This window comes from Oceanobacillus sp. FSL K6-3682 (assembly GCF_037976165.1).
Classification (GTDB): domain Bacteria; phylum Bacillota; class Bacilli; order Bacillales; family Amphibacillaceae; genus Oceanobacillus; species Oceanobacillus sojae.
Genome location: NZ_CP150263.1, coordinates 1,616,005 through 1,634,664, shown reverse-complemented (window position 1 = coordinate 1,634,664; position 18,660 = coordinate 1,616,005). Strand labels below are relative to the sequence as shown.

Annotated in this window: 16 protein-coding genes; 1 reads left to right on the top strand and 15 read right to left on the bottom strand. The window is 37.9% G+C overall.

Going from position 1 to position 18,660, the window contains the following annotated elements; translation table 11 throughout:
- Positions 1-61: 61 nt before the first annotated feature.
- The 12 genes from fosB to MHH51_RS08220 all read right to left on the bottom strand — a co-directional run bounded on the left by fosB (position 62) and on the right by MHH51_RS08220 (position 14,874).
- On the bottom strand, positions 62-508 hold the full coding sequence (fosB, locus tag MHH51_RS08275; RefSeq protein ID WP_147209701.1) for a metallothiol transferase FosB: 447 nt from the start codon (positions 506-508) through the stop codon (positions 62-64).
- 12 nt (positions 509-520) lie between these two features.
- A complete protein-coding gene (locus MHH51_RS08270; protein WP_339285506.1) occupies positions 521-1,063 on the bottom strand; it encodes a GNAT family N-acetyltransferase in 543 nt (180 codons plus the stop codon).
- Between the two features lie 261 nt (positions 1,064-1,324).
- Positions 1,325-2,482, bottom strand: coding sequence for a putative sulfate exporter family transporter (locus MHH51_RS08265; RefSeq protein WP_339285504.1), 1,158 nt, complete (start codon positions 2,480-2,482; stop codon positions 1,325-1,327).
- Positions 2,483-2,678: 196 nt separating this feature from the next.
- The gene (xsc, locus tag MHH51_RS08260; protein WP_339285502.1) at positions 2,679-4,457 is read right to left on the bottom strand and encodes a sulfoacetaldehyde acetyltransferase; all 1,779 of its coding nucleotides are present in this window, start codon (positions 4,455-4,457) and stop codon (positions 2,679-2,681) included.
- A 144-nt stretch (positions 4,458-4,601) separates the two neighbouring features.
- Positions 4,602-5,516, bottom strand: a complete 915-nt coding sequence (locus tag MHH51_RS08255) for a selenium metabolism-associated LysR family transcriptional regulator (RefSeq protein ID WP_147209704.1) — start codon at positions 5,514-5,516, stop codon at positions 4,602-4,604.
- A gap of 157 nt (positions 5,517-5,673) precedes the next feature.
- A complete protein-coding gene (locus tag MHH51_RS08250; protein ID WP_339285500.1) occupies positions 5,674-6,864 on the bottom strand; it encodes an iron-containing alcohol dehydrogenase in 1,191 nt (396 codons plus the stop codon).
- A gap of 30 nt (positions 6,865-6,894) precedes the next feature.
- Positions 6,895-8,796: a TRAP transporter large permease subunit gene (locus MHH51_RS08245; RefSeq protein ID WP_307725837.1), complete on the bottom strand. Its 1,902-nt coding sequence runs from the start codon at positions 8,794-8,796 to the stop codon at positions 6,895-6,897.
- A gap of 12 nt (positions 8,797-8,808) precedes the next feature.
- The gene (locus tag MHH51_RS08240; protein ID WP_339285498.1) at positions 8,809-9,861 is read right to left on the bottom strand and encodes a TRAP transporter substrate-binding protein; all 1,053 of its coding nucleotides are present in this window, start codon (positions 9,859-9,861) and stop codon (positions 8,809-8,811) included.
- A gap of 59 nt (positions 9,862-9,920) precedes the next feature.
- The gene (locus tag MHH51_RS08235; RefSeq protein WP_147209707.1) at positions 9,921-10,646 is read right to left on the bottom strand and encodes a GntR family transcriptional regulator; all 726 of its coding nucleotides are present in this window, start codon (positions 10,644-10,646) and stop codon (positions 9,921-9,923) included.
- A gap of 276 nt (positions 10,647-10,922) precedes the next feature.
- Positions 10,923-11,378 (bottom strand): GNAT family N-acetyltransferase, encoded by a 456-nt coding sequence (locus MHH51_RS08230; RefSeq protein WP_339285497.1) that lies wholly within the window; start codon positions 11,376-11,378, stop codon positions 10,923-10,925.
- 111 nt (positions 11,379-11,489) lie between these two features.
- A complete protein-coding gene (thrS, locus tag MHH51_RS08225; RefSeq protein ID WP_339285495.1) occupies positions 11,490-13,421 on the bottom strand; it encodes a threonine--tRNA ligase in 1,932 nt (643 codons plus the stop codon).
- A 667-nt stretch (positions 13,422-14,088) separates the two neighbouring features.
- A complete protein-coding gene (locus MHH51_RS08220) occupies positions 14,089-14,874 on the bottom strand; it encodes a lytic polysaccharide monooxygenase (RefSeq protein WP_339285493.1) in 786 nt (261 codons plus the stop codon).
- A 272-nt stretch (positions 14,875-15,146) separates the two neighbouring features.
- On the opposite strand from MHH51_RS08220, the gene MHH51_RS08215 reads away from it, so the two are divergent.
- Positions 15,147-15,392, top strand: coding sequence for a phage holin (locus MHH51_RS08215; protein WP_147209711.1), 246 nt, complete (start codon positions 15,147-15,149; stop codon positions 15,390-15,392).
- Between the two features lie 77 nt (positions 15,393-15,469).
- Here the strand turns inward: MHH51_RS08215 and MHH51_RS08210 are convergent, their stop codons facing one another.
- The 3 genes from MHH51_RS08210 to MHH51_RS08200 all read right to left on the bottom strand — a co-directional run bounded on the left by MHH51_RS08210 (position 15,470) and on the right by MHH51_RS08200 (position 18,587).
- Entirely contained in the window at positions 15,470-16,459 is a 990-nt protein-coding gene (locus tag MHH51_RS08210; protein ID WP_339285489.1) for a diacylglycerol kinase family protein, read from the bottom strand.
- Positions 16,460-16,658: 199 nt separating this feature from the next.
- Positions 16,659-17,744, bottom strand: coding sequence for a hypothetical protein (locus tag MHH51_RS08205; RefSeq protein ID WP_339285487.1), 1,086 nt, complete (start codon positions 17,742-17,744; stop codon positions 16,659-16,661).
- Between the two features lie 57 nt (positions 17,745-17,801).
- The gene (locus MHH51_RS08200; RefSeq protein WP_147209713.1) at positions 17,802-18,587 is read right to left on the bottom strand and encodes an ABC transporter ATP-binding protein; all 786 of its coding nucleotides are present in this window, start codon (positions 18,585-18,587) and stop codon (positions 17,802-17,804) included.
- Between the last annotated feature and the right edge of the window lie 73 nt (positions 18,588-18,660).

Sequence of the window (18,660 nt, the reverse complement as noted above, 5' to 3'; positions counted from 1 at the left end):
CATCAAATTCCTGCTTTCCGCTAAAAAAAGAGCTCTCTGTCCGAGAACTCTTTTTATCCATTTATTCTTTTAAGTTATTTACATTTTCCGGGTAAAAACGCATATGCTTTTTCTCATTCTGATAATAGTCTAAACGCTCCTGAAGTGTTCCTGTGTGGAGTTCAAACTTATGTCCGTCTAAATCAGTAAAATAAATGGATTGCTTATCCTCTTCCGCACGTTCCCGTCCTTCCAATATATGAACCCCTAATTGTTTTAAATGCTGCTCCCAGGCTTCTAATTCTGCCTCTTTAACAGAAAATGCCTGATGTGTGTAGGAAGCTTGAATCTCACTGCGGGGAATATCCTTTTCTTCATTCAAAGCAAGCCAGATTCCGTTTAAATCAAAATAAGCAGTAGATCTTCCTTTTACGAGTAATTTTGCATTAAATACATTTTTGTAAAACGCGATAGATTTTTCTAAATCAGATACAGAATATAAAAAATGATTTACTCCTTGAATTTGCATTGAATCCTCCTGTTAAGCCTCTATCTTCAATACTTCACTTGTCGGCTTCGGCTCATATCCATAAATTTGCTTCTGATTATAAGAATGAATTTCTTCATAGATTGTTACCATATAATCCAATAATTGCTCATCCGTTTTCTCCTGTGCATCCCAATACATAATATCCAATTCTGTTTCCGAATGAGATACTAATGCCTGAAACTGATAAGAAATTGCTTCTGATATCCTGAACCCTTCACGGAAATAAAAGCGCAGCCGTTTTTCTGTATCCTCATTGTTTTCATCTACCGGCTCTACCTCTAAAATAATTGTTTTCTGTTTATCTTTTAACTGCTGAATCAATTTTTTACCAATTCCTTTTCCACGGGCTTTTTCAGAAACCCACAAAAAATCAACAAAAACAAACTGTTCATATTCTGCATACATCATAATATGAAGGTCACTTTCATCCTTATAATAATTATTTGGTTTTTCCTTCAGTAAAGCTTCTATTTGTTCTTTTGCTTTCATTTCCTCTACCGGAAAATATTCATTTAACCGCTGGAACCAATCCACAATACTACCTCCTGTTACGTTACTTCCTTCATTTTATAACAGGATAGTAAGAAAATCACCTAAAGCCTGCTCAAACTTTTTTCCCGCACAAAAAAATCCCTCTTTACAAGTTAAGAGAATATTTATTATTTCCCCGTTCACTCTAAAGAGAGATACTATTTGTTTTAGCGAAACTTTACGCAGTGATTTTTTCCATCTCCACTTAGAATATTCTCTATTCGTAAAGCAGGGTCTTACAGTCAGCTGTACTATGATAAATAATTAAACCCTGACAAATCCGCCGAATAAGGAAACTAAAATAACACTTACAACACCTACTGCTACTGCCGCCATAAATCCGATATAAAATGGCTTAAGCCCCATTCCTTTAAACTTTTTAAAGTTCGTAGACAGACCTACACCTGCCATGGCAGCCCCCAGAAGATATGTTGTTCCAAATGAGCTTAGATTATTATAAATTGATTCCCATGTTCTCCCTGCAAATAAACCAAAGGCATCTCCAGTACTTTCCAAAGTTGCATCTCCAATCGTACGGATAATGGAAAGAATCAAGAAGCCAATTACAAATAATGGGATAAATGTATACCACTTCGGTAATGTATCCTTTTCCGGCTTACCCTCTCCAGCTTCCCTTCTGGAATAATTGAAAAATATATAAGATACAAGCGGAATGATTGCAATAATAAATAAATTCCTAGTTAATTTCGTCACTGTCGCTGTTTCAATGACAGCAGGATTTTGAAAGAGCTGATCATAAATTAATGCAGCTCCGGTTACCTGAGCAGTGTCATGTATTGCCGTTCCTAAAAATAAGCCTGCTTTAATTGGATCGTCCGCAAATAAAAAATGGCCGAGAAAAGGATAGAGCATCATACCGGTTAAACCAAAAATAGTAATATTAGCCACAGCATAAGAAATCTCATTTTCCTTAGCTTTAATAACCGGAGATGTTGCCATAATGGCGGTCACTCCACAAATGCCGGTACCGCTGGCAATCAATGTTCCAAGCCTCATGGATTGATTCATTTTTTTCGTCAAATAGAGTGTTAAAGCTAAACCGACAGATATACAGGCAACAATCAGTGGAATTCCAAATGCGCCAAGCTTTAACGCCTCCATCAGACTAAGACGCAGCCCCAGCAGAATAATTCCGGCACGCAATACGTACTTCATGGAAAAACTGATTCCTTTTGTAAATCTATCTGATAGATTTATCACATTCCGGATAATAATTCCAATTAAAATTGCCACAAATATACCGGAAACCGGCGTTGCGCTTCCTTCTGATAATAATCCCGTCCATATCATGATATATCCAATCAGTTCCGCACCATAGATACCCAAAAACATCACAACAATACAGAGCAGTAACCCAGGCAGTATGTCTATTAAAATGTTACTACTTCTTGATTTCCCCAAATTATCAACTCCCTTATGTACAACTGTTTGAGAATCATTTAACCTAACATACCGCTCTTAGTACTTTAAAAATACATGTAAATATATCTAAAATTTCCGCACCGGATAAACCGGTACGGAAATTCATTGTAGATAGCCGTCCGTAAAACTCCTATTGTACTTCCTCTTAAAGGAAGTTTCGCTTTATTATATCAGATTATTCTTTCCCCCACACTTCATAATCCAAATGCTTATATTTATCAAGATATCTGGTTGGCATTTGTAATGCATCTCTCCGGAAAGGAGGAGCTAATTGTGTTCCATCTACATAAATATTGACGACAGCAGGTTTTCTGGCATCTAAAGCTTCCTTAATAATTGGTCCAATATCTTCTGCTTTTTCAACAGTGTATCCTAAAGCTCCCATTGATTTAGCTACTTCTGCAAACTCTGGTGCTTCTATATCAGATCCAACATAACGATCATCATAATAATCCACCTGGTTCTTCTTCTCTGCTGCCCATGATTTATTATTGAATACACAGGCAACTACAGGAATATTTTGCTCTACTGCCGTACTTACTTCATGTAAGCTCATTCCCCATGCTCCATCACCAATGATTGCAACTACTGGTGCATCAGGCTCTGCCAGCTGTGCTCCCAGTGCTGCCGGGTATGCAAATCCCGTATTTCCAAATGTCAGAGCAGCGATATGGCGTCTTGTCTGATTAAATTTTAAATAAGCATTTGCTGTGGAGGAAACATTACCGATATCTGTGGAAATAATCGTATTCTCAGGTAATACTCCTGTCAGCTCCAGCAAGGCACGGCGCGGATTAATCGGATTCCCGTCCTCCATCGCCAAGTCAACCAGTTCCTGCTCCCACTCTTTTTTGGCTTTCGCAATTTCCTCTAATCTGCCTTGATTTTCTACAGCATCTGGTACCTCTTCTGTTAGTTTTTCATACAATGCTTTTGTTGCCGCATTTGCATCACCTATAATCCCCACTTCCACTGGATGTGTTCTGGCAATATTTCTTGGATTGATATCAATTTGAATAATTTTAGCATTTTTCGGGAAATAGTCAATATCATAACAAGGCAGTGTACCGAACACAGACAGCCTTGTTCCGATTGCTAATACCACATCTGCTTTCTTCAGGGTATGCATCGCTGCTTTTGAGCCCATATATCCAATCGGGCCTACTGCCAGTGAATGCTCTGCTGGAAAGGCATCATTATGCATATAGGATACAGCCGCCGGAATTGTTAAATGCTCCGCAATCTGTTTTACAGTATTTACCCCATCAGAATCAACTGCTCCGCGACCAGAAATGATTACTGGATACTTGGCATTCTTTAATAAATCTGCTGCTTTGTCTAATAAGACAGGATCTCCGCTGCCGCGTGAGTCTACTCGATATTGATAAGGCTGTAAAATCTGATCCTCCAGCTCTCCATAGAATAAATCACGAGGGATATCATAAAGCACTGGACCACGCTCTGCATAAGCTATCCGAAATGCTGTACGCAAGCAATCTGCAACTCTGCTTTTATGCGTCACTCTTACTGTTTCTTTTGTAATAGCCTGAAAAATAGAGACCTGATCTGCTTCCTGAAATCCGTCCCAGCCAATTGTAGGTGTACCCGCTGATGGTGATATGATTACCATTGGAGTATGTGCCTGGTTTGCAGCAGCAACAGACGTAACCATATTTGTAATCCCGGGGCCATTTTGACCGATAACAACCCCGGCAGTACCAGAAACACGTGTATAGGCATCCGCCATATGAGCTGCACTCTGCTCGTGTCTTACCGGTAGAAATCGGATTCCTGCTGTTGGAAATAAATCGAGCATATCCATAAATGCAGAACCAACGATACCATAGACCTCTTTTATTCCTTCTGCTACCAGGGTCTCAACAATTGCTTCACTTGGAGTCATCTTCATTTTCTGATTTGTCACCTGTTTTACATCCAATGATTGCTTTGCCATTATAATTCCTCCTTGATAATATTTATATTTTATTTATGAATTGTCCGAATAATTAACCATTCACGTTATTACCATCGCCATAAAAACTTTTGGAGTCGTGTTTTTGTAAACACCCCCTTTAAGATATTATTTTGAAAAATGCTGTTACAAAGTGAGCTCCCTCCTTTTCCGTGTCATCTTATATAACTCTTCTATAAACAGTTCTGCCGTAGATTTCAAAACCTGATTTTTCCCATAAGCAGTATAAAAAAATCGATAGAAGGATACATCCTTTACTTTATATGCTGTTAATAAATTCAGCTTCTGCTCTTTTTTTATAGCACTTTTAGAAGTAATTGAGATACCCAGCTTCGCTTCCACCGCCGCTTTAATTGCCTCTGTACTGCCCAGCTCCATTACAATATTCAGGTCCTCCTCTCTCACACCAGATTGATTTAAATATTGGTTTACTACGGCTCTTGTTCCTGATCCTCTCTCTCTTACTATCAGCGGTAACGCTTTTAATTCATCCACTGATATGACAGGATTTTCTGATGAAAAAGATAACGGAGAAGCAATAAGAATCAATTCATCCTCTAAAAAGGATTCAACAACTATTTCCGAATCATCTATCGGCGTTTCAATCAAACCAACATCCACACGCTGATCTTTAATATCGGAAATGATATTATTGGAATTAGTGATATCTACCTTTATTTGAATAAGTGGATACATATCTTTAAATTGTTTTAGAAACTCGGGCATAATATACTCGCCGATAGTAAAACTGCAGCCGATACTTAATTCACCATAGACTGTATTCTCTATTTCCGTAATTTCTTTTCGGGCTGTATCATTTAGCCGGACTATTTCCTTTGCATAGTTCATCAGAATTATTCCTGATTGAGTTAAGCTCACCTTTTTGGTGGTCCGTTCAAATAATTTTGTGCTCAGCTCCTCCTCTAAAGCTTTAATCTGCGCTGTGATGGTAGGCTGGGTAACAAATAACAGCTTTGCGGCTTCAGAAAAGCTTTTCTTTTCAGCAACCACTATAAAGGTTTTTAATTTTTCATAGTTCATATTTTTCCATCCCATCAATCATTCATTTTAATTGTCAGGAACTTATCTTTTATAGAGATACTGACATCACGACCAGTTAAGAAATAAGCGTTTTACAATAAGATACTTTCTTCTCTGTTTCTCTCCAGAACTAATTGTATGATCAACCCTTGTATATTTATACTTGTTCAATTGCTTTTACTTTATTTAATTTATCTATCAAATCTAAAAATAGTTTTCTTATATCAGAATTGGAAGGAACAATACGATTCGTTAAAATCCCATTGCCGTCCAATGCATCCTTTGCCAGTAAATCAATATTACTTTCTAAATCCTGAAGATCAATAAATTTCAATGCATCCTTCCATATTTGAAAATCATCACAGTATTTTTCAATTATCTGTATTGATTGTTCAGCCAGTTCATGTATGTCTTTATTTGCATCCTCTCCTAAAGCAACTGCAATTTGCGCATATCTCTCGGGTGCTGCCTGCAAGCCAAAACGCATCACTAATGGTAATAGCACTGCCACACTTAATCCATGCGGGATATGGAATCTGGCTCCTAAAGCCCTTCCTGCTGCATGTGCTAAATTAGTAGAAGCATTTGAAAAGGCAATTCCCGCATACGTACTGGCCAGCAGCATCTCTTCTCTTGCCTTGATATTCATTCCATCATGATATACAACTGGTAAAGATCTCCCTGCAATTTGAATTGCTGTTAAAGCATATTGATCAGTTGCTATGTTGGCTTTTGTTGATACAAAGGCTTCAATCGCATGAGTTATAGCATCAACCCCAGTATACGCTGTGAAATTTTTCGGCAGACTGCTCGTTAAAGCAGGATCAAGAATGGCTATATCAGGAATTAAATCTGGGTGTCCCGGGTTCATTTTAATGCCTTTTTCCGTATCTGTAATAACCATCACCTTTGTTGCTTCCGAACCTGTTCCTGCAGTAGTCGGAACAGCAATTAAAGGCAGTCTTTCCAAATTGTCCTGCTTCGTTATTGCATTCCATTCCATTTGAGGGCTTTTACAAAAGAGCGCTGTTGCTTTCGCAATATCAATAGCGCTTCCTCCTCCAATTGCCGCTACTCCATTAACCTTTTGTTCTTTCGCAATGGTTAAAGCTGCCCCTAAATGGTCTGTAGTTGGTTCTCCTTGATAGTCTGAAAAGAAGGAGACATTAATATTTTCCTGATTTAAAATCTGTGTGATTCTGTCATCATAATTTAATGGGTCAGTTGTTAAAAATTGATCTATTACAACTAACAGATGAGTTACCTTTAGTTTTTTAGCGCTCCCCCCCAAATTCCTCAAGCTGTTTTCACCTATTGCGGTTTGTTTCGGCTGATACGTAATATACATAATAGTTCCTCCCTTTGTAACTTTTATTATCTAGTTTCTAATTAATTCCGGCAGCCACATGCTAATTTGCGGAATGTATGAAAATAATAAAAGAAGAACAATCATCGTTAAGAGTAAGTATTTATTTCCTCTAATAATTTCTTCAATCTTTATTTTCGCAGTGCTTGCTGCTACAAATAAATTTACTCCTACTGGAGGTGTAATAAATCCAATCGCTAAGTTAAAAATCATAATAAGCCCAAAATGAACCGGGTCAAGTCCGATTGCCACTGCCATCGGTAATAATATTGGTGTCAGTATCACAATGGCAGCCAGTGCTTCCAAAACTAAACCTATAAGTAATAAAAACAGGTTCAAGAGCAAGAGAATAACGAATTTATTTTCACTTAATGACAAGACAAATTCTGCTACAAATTCCGCTACCTTTTCCAATGTGATTAGCCGGCCAAATATACTTGCCATAACCATTAACATTATAATTACAGAAGAGGTAACACCTGCTTTAACAAGACTTTGATAAACACCTTTTAAGCCAAGGTCCCTATATACAAACATACCGACAATAATCCCGTAAGCTGCGGCTACTGCCGCTGCTTCAGTAGGAGTCATAAAGCCCCCATAGATTCCTCCTAAAATGATAACTGGAACTAATAAGGCAAGTTTTGCATCCCAGGCAGCTTTTGCAGAATTTCTGAGGTTAAAGGATGTCCGCTCGCCCCGCCAGCCATTTTTCTTAGAAATAATAAAAGCTACGATTAATAAAACGAGCCCGGTAGAAACCCCTGGAAGTATGCCGGCAAGAAATAATTGAGAAATAGACTCTTGTGATACTACCCCATAAATAACCAAGGGATTACTTGGTGGTATAATGACTCCTATCGTTCCGGCTGTCGCTACAACTCCAGTGGCGAAGCCTGGATTATAGCCTTGTTTAATCATCGCCGGAATAAGTAATGTTCCAATAGCAGCCACTGTAGCTGGTCCTGAACCGCTTATTGCGGCAAAAAACATGGAAGTAATGATTGCTACCAACGCCAATCCACCAGGCAAAAATCCTATCAATTCATCTGATAAATTTAATAATCGTTTGATAATTGCTCCTCCGCCCATGATAATCCCTGCTGCGATGAAAAATGGGACCGCCATGATTGGAAAGTTATCTATACTTGTAAATGCTGTCTGTGGAAAGAAATCAACTGGAATTGCATCAGTTGCCAGAACTGTTGCTAATGTACTCGCCCCTAGTGCAAATGCAATTTGCATTCCAATTAGAATAAATAGAGCAAAGTAACCAAATAAGACGAGCGCAATTGCTGCATCTCCGAGAAAAGCAATTGGAAGAATCATTACAATAGCAAAGGAGATTCCTAACAGCCCTTCTTTCATAGTTATTTCTTTGGTATCTTTTATAAACATCTGGATTAGACGAATCATCATTAACGCAAATCCAATCGGTACAGCGCTGTAAGGAACTGCCATTGGTATGGACAAAGCTGGAGTTGTCTGGTTTGTTTCAATTTGAAAGGATATAAGCTCAAAACCATTCACTACCATCATGTAGCTAAAGTAAAACATAAATAATGTGTTTGACAGCAGAAGGCCTTTTTGAATGCTTGCCGGCAATCTGTCCGTTAATATACTGACCTGAATAGATTCTCTTTTCCGTATTGCAAGACTGGCTCCTAAAAAAGAAACAAATATAAATAAATATCTCGAAAGCTCTTCCGTCCATGTAGTAATATTTCCAATGTCTAAGAATGGAAGTAAATAGCGGTTAATCACCTGAAGATTGATTAGAATAATAAAAATCAAAAAACCTGAGACAATGAGTATTTCTTCAAATCTGCGATCAAGAACAGAAAGACCCTTCATCCAAAAATTTGGCGGTTTGCCGGAATAATTATTTACTTTACTTTCTACAGCCGCTTCCACTTGTCTCACCTCCTATTCTTCAAAAATACTTTCTTTTGTCTTCCCTAAGGTATCTAGAATAGTGTCAACGTAATCAGGCTCTGCGTATCCTTCTCTGACATATTGATCCCAAACAATTTCTGTCGCCTGCTTCCACTCCAGATATTCTTCATCCGTAGGCTCGTATATTTCAATTCCATAATCAATAAATTGCTGCTTTGCCTCCTCATCTCTTTCTGTTGCAACGACTCTTTGCCACTCCATCGCCTCCTGCCCTGCCTCCATAATAATTTCCTGCTGGTACGGTTCAAGCTCTTCATAAAGATCCTTATTCATAACAAGAATATCTGAGCTGTAATTATAATTTACTTCTGCAGCATGTGACAGCACTTCCTGATGCTTTGAATCCCAAAGAAGCGAATACGTATTTCCTTCGCCATCGACCGTTCCTTGCTGAAGTGCTGTAAAGACTTCAGACCAGGCAACTGGAGTCGGGCTTGCACCCAAGGCTGTAAAATCAGCTTGCTCAATTCTTGAATTTGTTGTTCTAATTTTCATCCCATCAAGATCAGATGGTTTTTCAATTGCTTTCGTGTTATTGACAATTTGCCGAAAACCGTAGTCTGGGAAGAAAATAACTTTAAACCCTGATTTCTCCATCTCTGCCCGTACAATATCCCCAGGCTCTCCATCAATTGCTTTATATACTTCTTCTTTATTTTCAAAAATGTAAGGCAGATCCCAAGCCGTAAAATAATTTGTAAAGCTTGTCATATTCGGTGTAGAGGAGCTGGCGAAAGCGATACTTCCTCTTTGAGCACTTTCAATTACTTCCCTGTCATCCCCAATCAGCCCATCATGATACGTTTCAATAATTATTTCTCCATCTGATTTTTCCTCCACCAATTCCGCGAACTTATCAATCCCCTGTGAAACGGGATGATTCCAGGCTTTTGAATGAGCAGCTCTAAGTGTAATAACATCTAATTCTGTCGATCCGGAAAGTCTGGCTAACCTTTCATCACCTAAAAATACCATCATGAAAAATACGAAAACAACGAGGATCGGTAGAAACAGCCTTTTCATAACAGCCTCCATTTGACAGCGCTTACATTTAAACTAATAAAAATCAGCTGCACCATCAGTTATTTTTTATTTAAATTTCTTTTGGTTTTTATCCGAAATGTGTACATATCAGGGCGGTACTGTCCAATGTAATACTCAACGACATTACCTTTTTCATCAACTATTGTCCTTTCTACAAGCAATACATTTGATCCACTAGGTATTTCCAGATATGGTGCTAGATGATCTTCAATTATTTCTGATGTTATATACTGCTCTGCTTCATCCAGAACAATGCCTAACTCATTTTCTAATAAATCATATATTGTTTCCTTATCCAGGTTAAATTCAGATAAACGTTCTCCAATTGATAACGGGTAATAATGCCGCTCAATTGCAATAGGTTTTTCATCAGCGTAACGAAGTCTTTCTATCATAAATATTTCTTCTTTAAATACTTCAATTCCATGTTTATCTGCTGTTAACTTTTTAGATGTTAATAATTTACTTGTTGGCATCATTCCCATTCTTCTTACTGTTTCTGTAAAACTGTTTAAAGAAGATAACCACTCCTGAATCGGAGGCTTCTTATTTACATAAGTCCCTTTTCCGTGCACTTTAATTAACAAGCCGTCATTTACCAGCTTTGTGACAGCTTCTCTTACCGTAGTTCTGCTTACTGAATACATATCCATCAATTCTCGTTCACTTGGTATTTTTTCGATAAATTCCTGCGCTTTTATTTTTTCTTCTAAACTTTTACTAAGCTGAACGTGTAATGGAATATATAATGTATCATCAATCATCTTATTTCCACCTCATTGGTTGTGACGTCACTACCAGTTATCACTATTAGAAATTAAAACATGAATTTAATAATAAATCAATATTTTACGAAAAATTACATTATTATAAAATCTTATTAGATTTATTAATAATTTTTATTAATTCTTAGAAATGCATCTATAATGGGGATTATATAGGGCTCTAAATATTTTTTTAGAAGAAAGAAGATTCTCGAATTACAAAAGGGCGGATGATTTTAATTAATCATCCGCCCTTTACTAATATTTTTAGAACTTCTAACTATCTAGCAGCAGCACTGCTTCTTTTTCAACAAATTCACCTGTCCGCTGAAAACCGCTGTGTTCATACAATGTTATAGCAACATGGTTATCTTTTACAGCAGATGTGCGCAATTCTTCTCCCGGATAATCTTTTTGAAAGTTTTCTATAAATTTGCTTAAAGAAGCCTTACCATAGCCTTTTCCTTGAAAATCCTTGGCAATCATAAAACGTTCCATCCACCATGAATCTTTATCATATTCTTCATCTGCCGGATAATAAGAATACATTAAAAATCCAACCATATCCTCTCCATAATAAATAGCATATGGATGTTTCTCTTCCTCTTCATAAACTGCTTCCAGTACAGAATACCAATTAGGAGCTACAAAATCTTTTTGATTATCATTCACCTTTAAGAACGAACATTTTTTATAATTTGAGCTATCAATTTTCTTAAATGTAATTGTCATCCTCACTCATCCCCTTCAGCTTTAGATGATAATTACATTTTATACTACTTGAACAAGAATGAATAGTAATTACGCGATTTTTTCCAGTCCTTTTATCCTAGACTCGTGAAATTACACATGTCTTATTGCCTTTTCTGCGATTTCTTTTTGAAGAATCTTTTGCACTTCCATAATAGACAAGCTCTGGCTCTGCTTCTCTCCATATTTCCGAACATTTATTGTTTGTTTTTCTTCTTCCTCATTGCCAATAACAAATATATAAGGTATTTTCTTCATTTGTGCTTCTCTTAATTTTAACCCGAGCTTCTCTTCCCGGCAGTCTGCTTCTATACGGATGCCCGCCGCTTTAAAAGTATCTTCCAATTGAGCAGCATAAGGCTGATGCACAGACGATACCGGCAAAATAACTGCTTGAACAGGAGCCAGCCACAAAGGAAAAGCACCTGCAAAATGTTCAATCAGAATTCCGAAAAAGCGGTCAATTGATCCATAAATAGCCCGGTGGATAACCACTGGACGCTGCTTTTCATTATCTGCATTGACATAAGTTAAATCAAACTTCTCCGGCATTTGAAAGTCCAACTGCAGTGTTGCACATTGATGGCTGCGCCCTAAAGCATCTTTAATATGAAAATCAATTTTCGGTCCATAAAATGCGCCGTCTCCTTCATTTACTTGATAAGGCAGGTCTATCCGCTCTAAAACATTTGCTAAAGCCTGCTCCGACATTTGCCAGGCCGCATCTTCACCCATTGAATTCTCTGGACGAGTAGATAATTCAACAGTGTAAGAAAAACCAAACACACCATATACCTCGTCAATTAAATGAATTGCTTTTTCCATTTCCGCTTCAATTTGATCTTCCCTTACAAAAATATGGGCATCATCCTGACAGAAAGTACGGACGCGAAGCAATCCGTTTAAAGCTCCACTGTATTCATGGCGATGTACTTGCCCAAATTCAGCCAGCCTGATTGGCAAATCACGGTAAGAGCGCAGCTTCTGTTTATACATCAACATGTGTCCCGGACAATTCATCGGCTTTAGTGCAAAGTTTGTATGGTCCACTTCGGAAAAATACATGTTTTCATGATAGTGATCCCAATGGCCGGATTCTTCCCATAGCTGCTGATTCATCAGAAGTGGGGTACGTACTTCCTGATAGCCCGCTTTTAACTGCGCTTCACGGGAAAACTGCTCAAGCTCCTGACGGATAATCTGACCATTTGGCAAATAAAATGGCATACCTGGTGCTTCTTCAGAAAACATAAACAGCTCCAGCTGCTTTCCTAATTTACGATGATCCCGTTTTTCAGCTTCTTCTAAGAAATGCAAATGTGCATCTAAGTCTTTTTTTCTTGCAAATGCAATTCCATAAATGCGCTGAAGCATCTCATTATTGCTGTCTCCACGCCAATATGCCCCTGCCAGTTTTGTAAGATGAAATGCCTTTACGTAACCTGTCGACGGTAAATGAGGACCTCTGCATGAATCAGAGAAATCCCTCTGTTCGTAGATAGTAATAGCTTCATTTGCAGGAATACTCTCTAACAGCTCTACCTTATAAGACTGCTTCTTTTTTTTAAAATAAGTCTGAGCTTCCTCCAAAGAGAGCTCATATGAGCGGATTGGAATATTCTCCTGAATAATATTTTGCATCTCTTTTTCTATTTTCACCAAATCAGATTGATTAATGGATACTTGGCATTTCATATCATAATAGAAACCATGTTCAATAACTGGCCCAATACCAAACTGTACGTTGCCTTTTCCGTAAAGCCGTTCCACAGCCTGTGCCAAAATATGGGCAGCAGTATGCCGCATAACGTTCAGCCCTTCTTCTGAATCCAGTGTCAACAGCTCAATATGACTCTCTTCTGAAACAGCGCAACTTATATCTACCAGCTTACCGTTCACTTTTCCTGCAACAGCATTTTTCGCTAAACTCATTGATATCTGTTCTGCAATTTTTCTTAATGAAGTCCCTTTTTCGATGCATTTCTCTTTTCCATCTGGAAGTATAATCTTTACTTTATTATTCATTTTCTAAACACTCCTTCGACTTATAATTTTTATACAGTAAAAAAGCATACTCTTCCCTCCATACAAAGGGACGAATATGCTTTTCCGTGGTTCCACCCAGCTTCCCATCAAATTAATTTGACGGCTTCATTTTTGCAGTAACGTTGCATGCTTACGGCGCCAGTTGTTACCCTGACGCAGCTCCTGAGGTGGTAAATTATCCTTCCGGTTAGAGAGCTTTCACCTGCTGCTCCCTTCTCTTTGAACCTTCCAAATAATTCATATCCTCTTCATCGCTTTTTCTATTTTAATAACTTTTATGATACTAAAAAAACACACCCTCCCCTTCCTAAGAAGGGGCGAATGTGTTATCTCCGCGGTTCCACCCAAATTTCCGTCAACATTATTAACGGCTTCATTTTGCAGTAACGTTGCATGCTTACGGCGTTAGTTGTTACTCCAACGCAGCTCTGAGGTGGTAAATTACATTTCCTGGTTAGAAAGCTCTCACCTTTTACTTTCCTCTCTTTAAACCTTCCAAGTAATTCATGTCCTCTTCATTGCTTCTCAAAAATAAATTATAAATTATCATACTAGAATTTTTACATTTATGCAACATTCTTTCTTATTTTTAGTAAAATAATCTGCTTCGTTAATTTATTTAAACATTTTGATAATTTAATTCAAATTACTCTACAAGCTCCCATACTCCGGCACTTCCTGGTGTTTCTCCAGTGGTCCACCATTTTGCCTGATATACTTTTCCATTATACGTAACCTTGTCTCCTCCAAGATAGACATTGTTAGCATCCCATGCTGGATAGCCAGGAACTTCTGGATCGGGTTCTCCCGGCCCTGGGTTTGTTCCTTCACCGCCAAAGTTAACATCAATTACATTGTAGAAAGCATTGGCTGTATCATACACATCCCATACTCCCAAAATCACATGATAGCCTTTCCGTTCCGGGATTGTCACTTGATGTGTCACCTTCTCACCTGGCCTTGCGCCTCCGTCATAAACTTCATAGAATGGAATGAGTTCAAATTGATCCCTTGTCAGCGGCTGATTCGGATTCCAATCCGGCTTGGTAATATAATAATGCCATTTTGTTGTTGCATGCTTCGCTGTTAAATGCCAAGTAAATGTGTTTACACCAGAATTCAAATTAACCTTTGCCCAGCGGTCAGCAGTTTGTGCATCCAATTCAGGAAATGTCCCTCCAGCAGAAGCGATTTCTCCATCCGGGATGCTTGCTCCAGGAAATCCTTTCGGTGCTTCCAGACTTTGAGGCTCCCATTGAACGCCTCCACAATTTGTGTTCACCTGTTCTTTACATAATAATCCTCTTGATTTCGGCTGCTCAATATATCCATGTGCAGCAGCAGCCCCCAGTCCAACAAACATGAAAAAGACGAGTGAAACAATTGATGTTCCGAGATACTTCAACGACTTGTCCTGAAATAACCTTTGCATAAATAAAACTCCTCCTTTATTTGTTTAGACGGTTATAGATCAAGAGCCAAAAATATCTAAGCTGCAAAGGTAAAATTGTCAATTTTGTATTTAATTTACAACCATCTTAACTTTATATTAGCACTAAAATTGAAAGCGTCAACAAAGATTATAATGTTTAACAATATTGTAATATTTTTAATATTTATGTAATATTTCCGTTTTTAATAGCTACTGCTCCTTCTCATAATCCACCGCATTCTCCCATACCTTATAAAAAGGAGGCTTGGTCCATGAGTGAAAACTTGGCAAGAATAAATAATAAGTGGGTACGGCTGACTGTTTTAGTTATTGTATTTATTAATACTGCTGCAATGCTATTAGGTTATCGAATCATTCCTCTTTCAAATGAAGATCTTGTTTCAGTGCTATCCCTTATCGCTTTATTCGTATCAGAAATCTGGAATCACTGGAAAAATAACAGCTATACTTCACAGGCAAAAGAAGGAGATAAACTGATGAAGAAGCTTAAACGCTAAAATAAAAAAGCTGACGGACAATTACTTGCTTCATCCTTTACCAAGATGAGCATGCTCTGTCCGTCAGCTTTTAAAACTTATTGTATCTCTCCATAAATCATTTTCAGATGTTTAGGAAGCACCTCTACTATAGCAGGTGTTTTATCTAAAAATTCTCCATCACAATCGATATTCTGTTCCGGAGAAGCAGAGACTTCTAATTTACTTGTCCGGAAATAAATAATGTCATCATCTTTTTCATTTTCCGGATAATCATCCTGAATTTTCGCCTCCAGCCATTTCTTCAGATACTTCAGCTTTGCTTCCTTGACAATTAATACATCGAATTTTCCATCCTGTACATCCGCGTGAGGAAAAAAGGATTGGATTCCGCCAAGATAGGAGCCATTTCCGACAACAAGCAGTTCTGCTTTCTCATCATAGTGAAGCTCCTCACTGCGTATTTTTAAAGAAAATGCTTTATCTTGAAAAACAAGCTTTGATGTATTCAGATAATAAGAAATTCGTCCGAGCAGCTGCTTATTGGCATCATCCATTTCCTCAGCAACCTTTGAAATAATACCAATTCCCCAGAAATTTAAAAAGTAATGCTTATGATAGCTGCCTATATCGACGTGCATACACTTCTGCATAATAATTTGCTCCAGTGCCTCCAGCGGTTTTTGGCTGATACCGAGCGTCCGTGAAAAATCGTTGCAGGTACCACCTGGTAAGATGGCAAACACGGGTCTATTTTTTAAAGGAACCAGGGCATTCATTATTTCAAAAACAGTGCCATCTCCACCTCCAGCTATCAATAAATCGATTTCTTCTGCATGCTGTTCTACAAATCGCTTTCCATCACCTTCCTGCCCAGTCTGATAAATAGTAACTTTCGCAAATGCTTTCGTCAGTCTGGATTCAATTTTATCTAGTTCCTTTTCTAATTTACACTTTCCCGCTTGAGGATTTATAATTAAAGCGACCTTTTTCACTTTTTCCGCTCCTTTAAAAATAACAATTTTTATTGCATCGAAATATTTCGGAACTTGAATTGCATTTACTCGACCTGCTGAAAAATATTGCATGAATTGTATTCCTAAAAAGAATCTTTCTTTTACATTATACAATAATCTTAAAACGAAAAACTGCAATGTAATAGGAATACTTAAATTTGCTTCCCAGCACGAAAATCATGTTTTTTACTGGATTTAAAAAAGCTGGCAGGATAATCTCTCTCATTAAGATTATCCTGCCAGCTTCTAACCTATTCACTATACTCTTTCGTTATTGCATCTGCTCCACTGCACCAGTTTCTTTATTCACGATAAACCAGCCGTAAGTAGAAGTGTGGGAAGAGTCTCCCTCTCCAACAACAGAGTATACCTGAACTACATAATTTCCATTTTCATCCTGATGATCGGTCACAACATTCAATTCATCATCGACAATGCTTAAATACTCTTTAACAATGCTTTCAGCCTCTGACTCACTAATTGACCCTGCTGTTTCTTCCGTATTTCCGCCGTCATCCTCTGCCGGGTCCGAATTCTGATCATCCTCTGAGGTATCGGTGTCGTTTGAGGTTCCGCTGCCATCAGAATCGCCCTGATTGGAATTGTTTTCCTCACTATCAGAACCTGCTTGATTTTCTTCCTCTTCCTCTTCCTCCATCGTGTTACCAGCACTATCATTAGATTCATTTTCTTCAGTAACGCCTGTTCCTTCGTTTGCTGCTTCATTGTCTTCTTGTTCAGATTGACTATCATCCATATCAGATTCCGAGCCATCATTTGAAATATCACTTTCCTCGGATGGAATTTCTTCTGTCTCTACATCTGAAACGATCCATTTCTCTTCATCCCAGGAGATAGAATAAGTAACAATCACTTGATTTTCTTCCTGTTCCTGCTCTATCTCATATAAATCATCTTCTACTTTTTCAAATTCATACGCTTCTTCTTCATCAAACCAGACAGGAGCTTCTGATGTATCTATGTAGATGAGACCTTCTTCATCTTCCTCAAAGTAAGTATCAATTAAGTCATCAGCCAGTTCTTCCGACATAGCGTTTAAGAATTTTTCATGAAGTTCATCTATAGAATCAAAATCAGCTAATTCTCCATCTTCTTCTGCATTTTCAACCACATTTTGATAGATCTCTTCATAAGTTTGTAATACTTCTTTCGCTTCTTCTTCCTCTAATTCAGGAATTTCTTCTGTCTGTTCCTCTGGTTCTAGAGCCGGTTCTTGCTCTTCTTCTTTGTCTTTACTGCAAGCTCCCAGCAACAATACCATAGCTATGGCAAGAACCATAAAAAGTCTGCTTTTCACCATATTTTCCCCCATTTCGAGTTTCTTCTTCTCTATCATACACTTTTTCCTGGAAATTAGAAATATCTTTCAAAGAGGGAAGCTTCATCCATGCAGCTATTTTCTTTTTTCAATCGTTAACCAGGGTCTGCCGCCATCCCAATGCACTTGAACAGGGATTTTAAATGTTTCGCTTAATAAAGCATCTGTCAGGACATCGCGCTTTTCCCCCGTAGCAACCAATTCACCATCACGCACCAAGGCAACATGAGTAATTGCTTCTGTAATCTCTTCAATATGGTGTGTAACATAAAGCAAATGTGTATTCTCTTTTAAATCATCCATTAATTCCAGTACTTCTTCACGCGATAAAATATCCAATCCGGAGCATGGCTCATCCAAAATCAGAATCTCAGGTCTGCTCATTAGTGCACGGCCAATCAGAACCCGCCTTCTTTCTCCCTGGGAAAGCACACTGTATTTTTTTCCTTTTAAATACTCTAATCGAAGATCGAAAAGTATTCGATCAACCAGACGCCAATCTGCTTCTGATACTTCTTCATAAATACCAAAGGAAGCAAATTTCCCGCTGACAATCACATTTTCAACTGATTCAAGCTGGATTGTATCTTGAAAACGGTCCAGTGCACTGCTTACATAACCAATTGATTTCCGTAATTCAGATAAATCTGTTCTGCCGAAAAGTTGATCCAATACCGTCATTTTTCCGGATGTTGGATAGTTATAGCCAGTTATAATATTTAAAAGAGAAGTTTTTCCTGAACCATTTAAACCTAAAATAGCCCATTGCTCCCCTTCTTTAATTTGCCAATTAATATCCTTTAAAATTTCCTGATTATTTCTGCGCCATGTTATCTGATTAAAATAAACAATATTCTCCATTTTTATCCCCTCTATCTGATTGAAAAGTCTGTTAATTATTACGCTAGAATACTATATTCCACTCTTCTTTTCT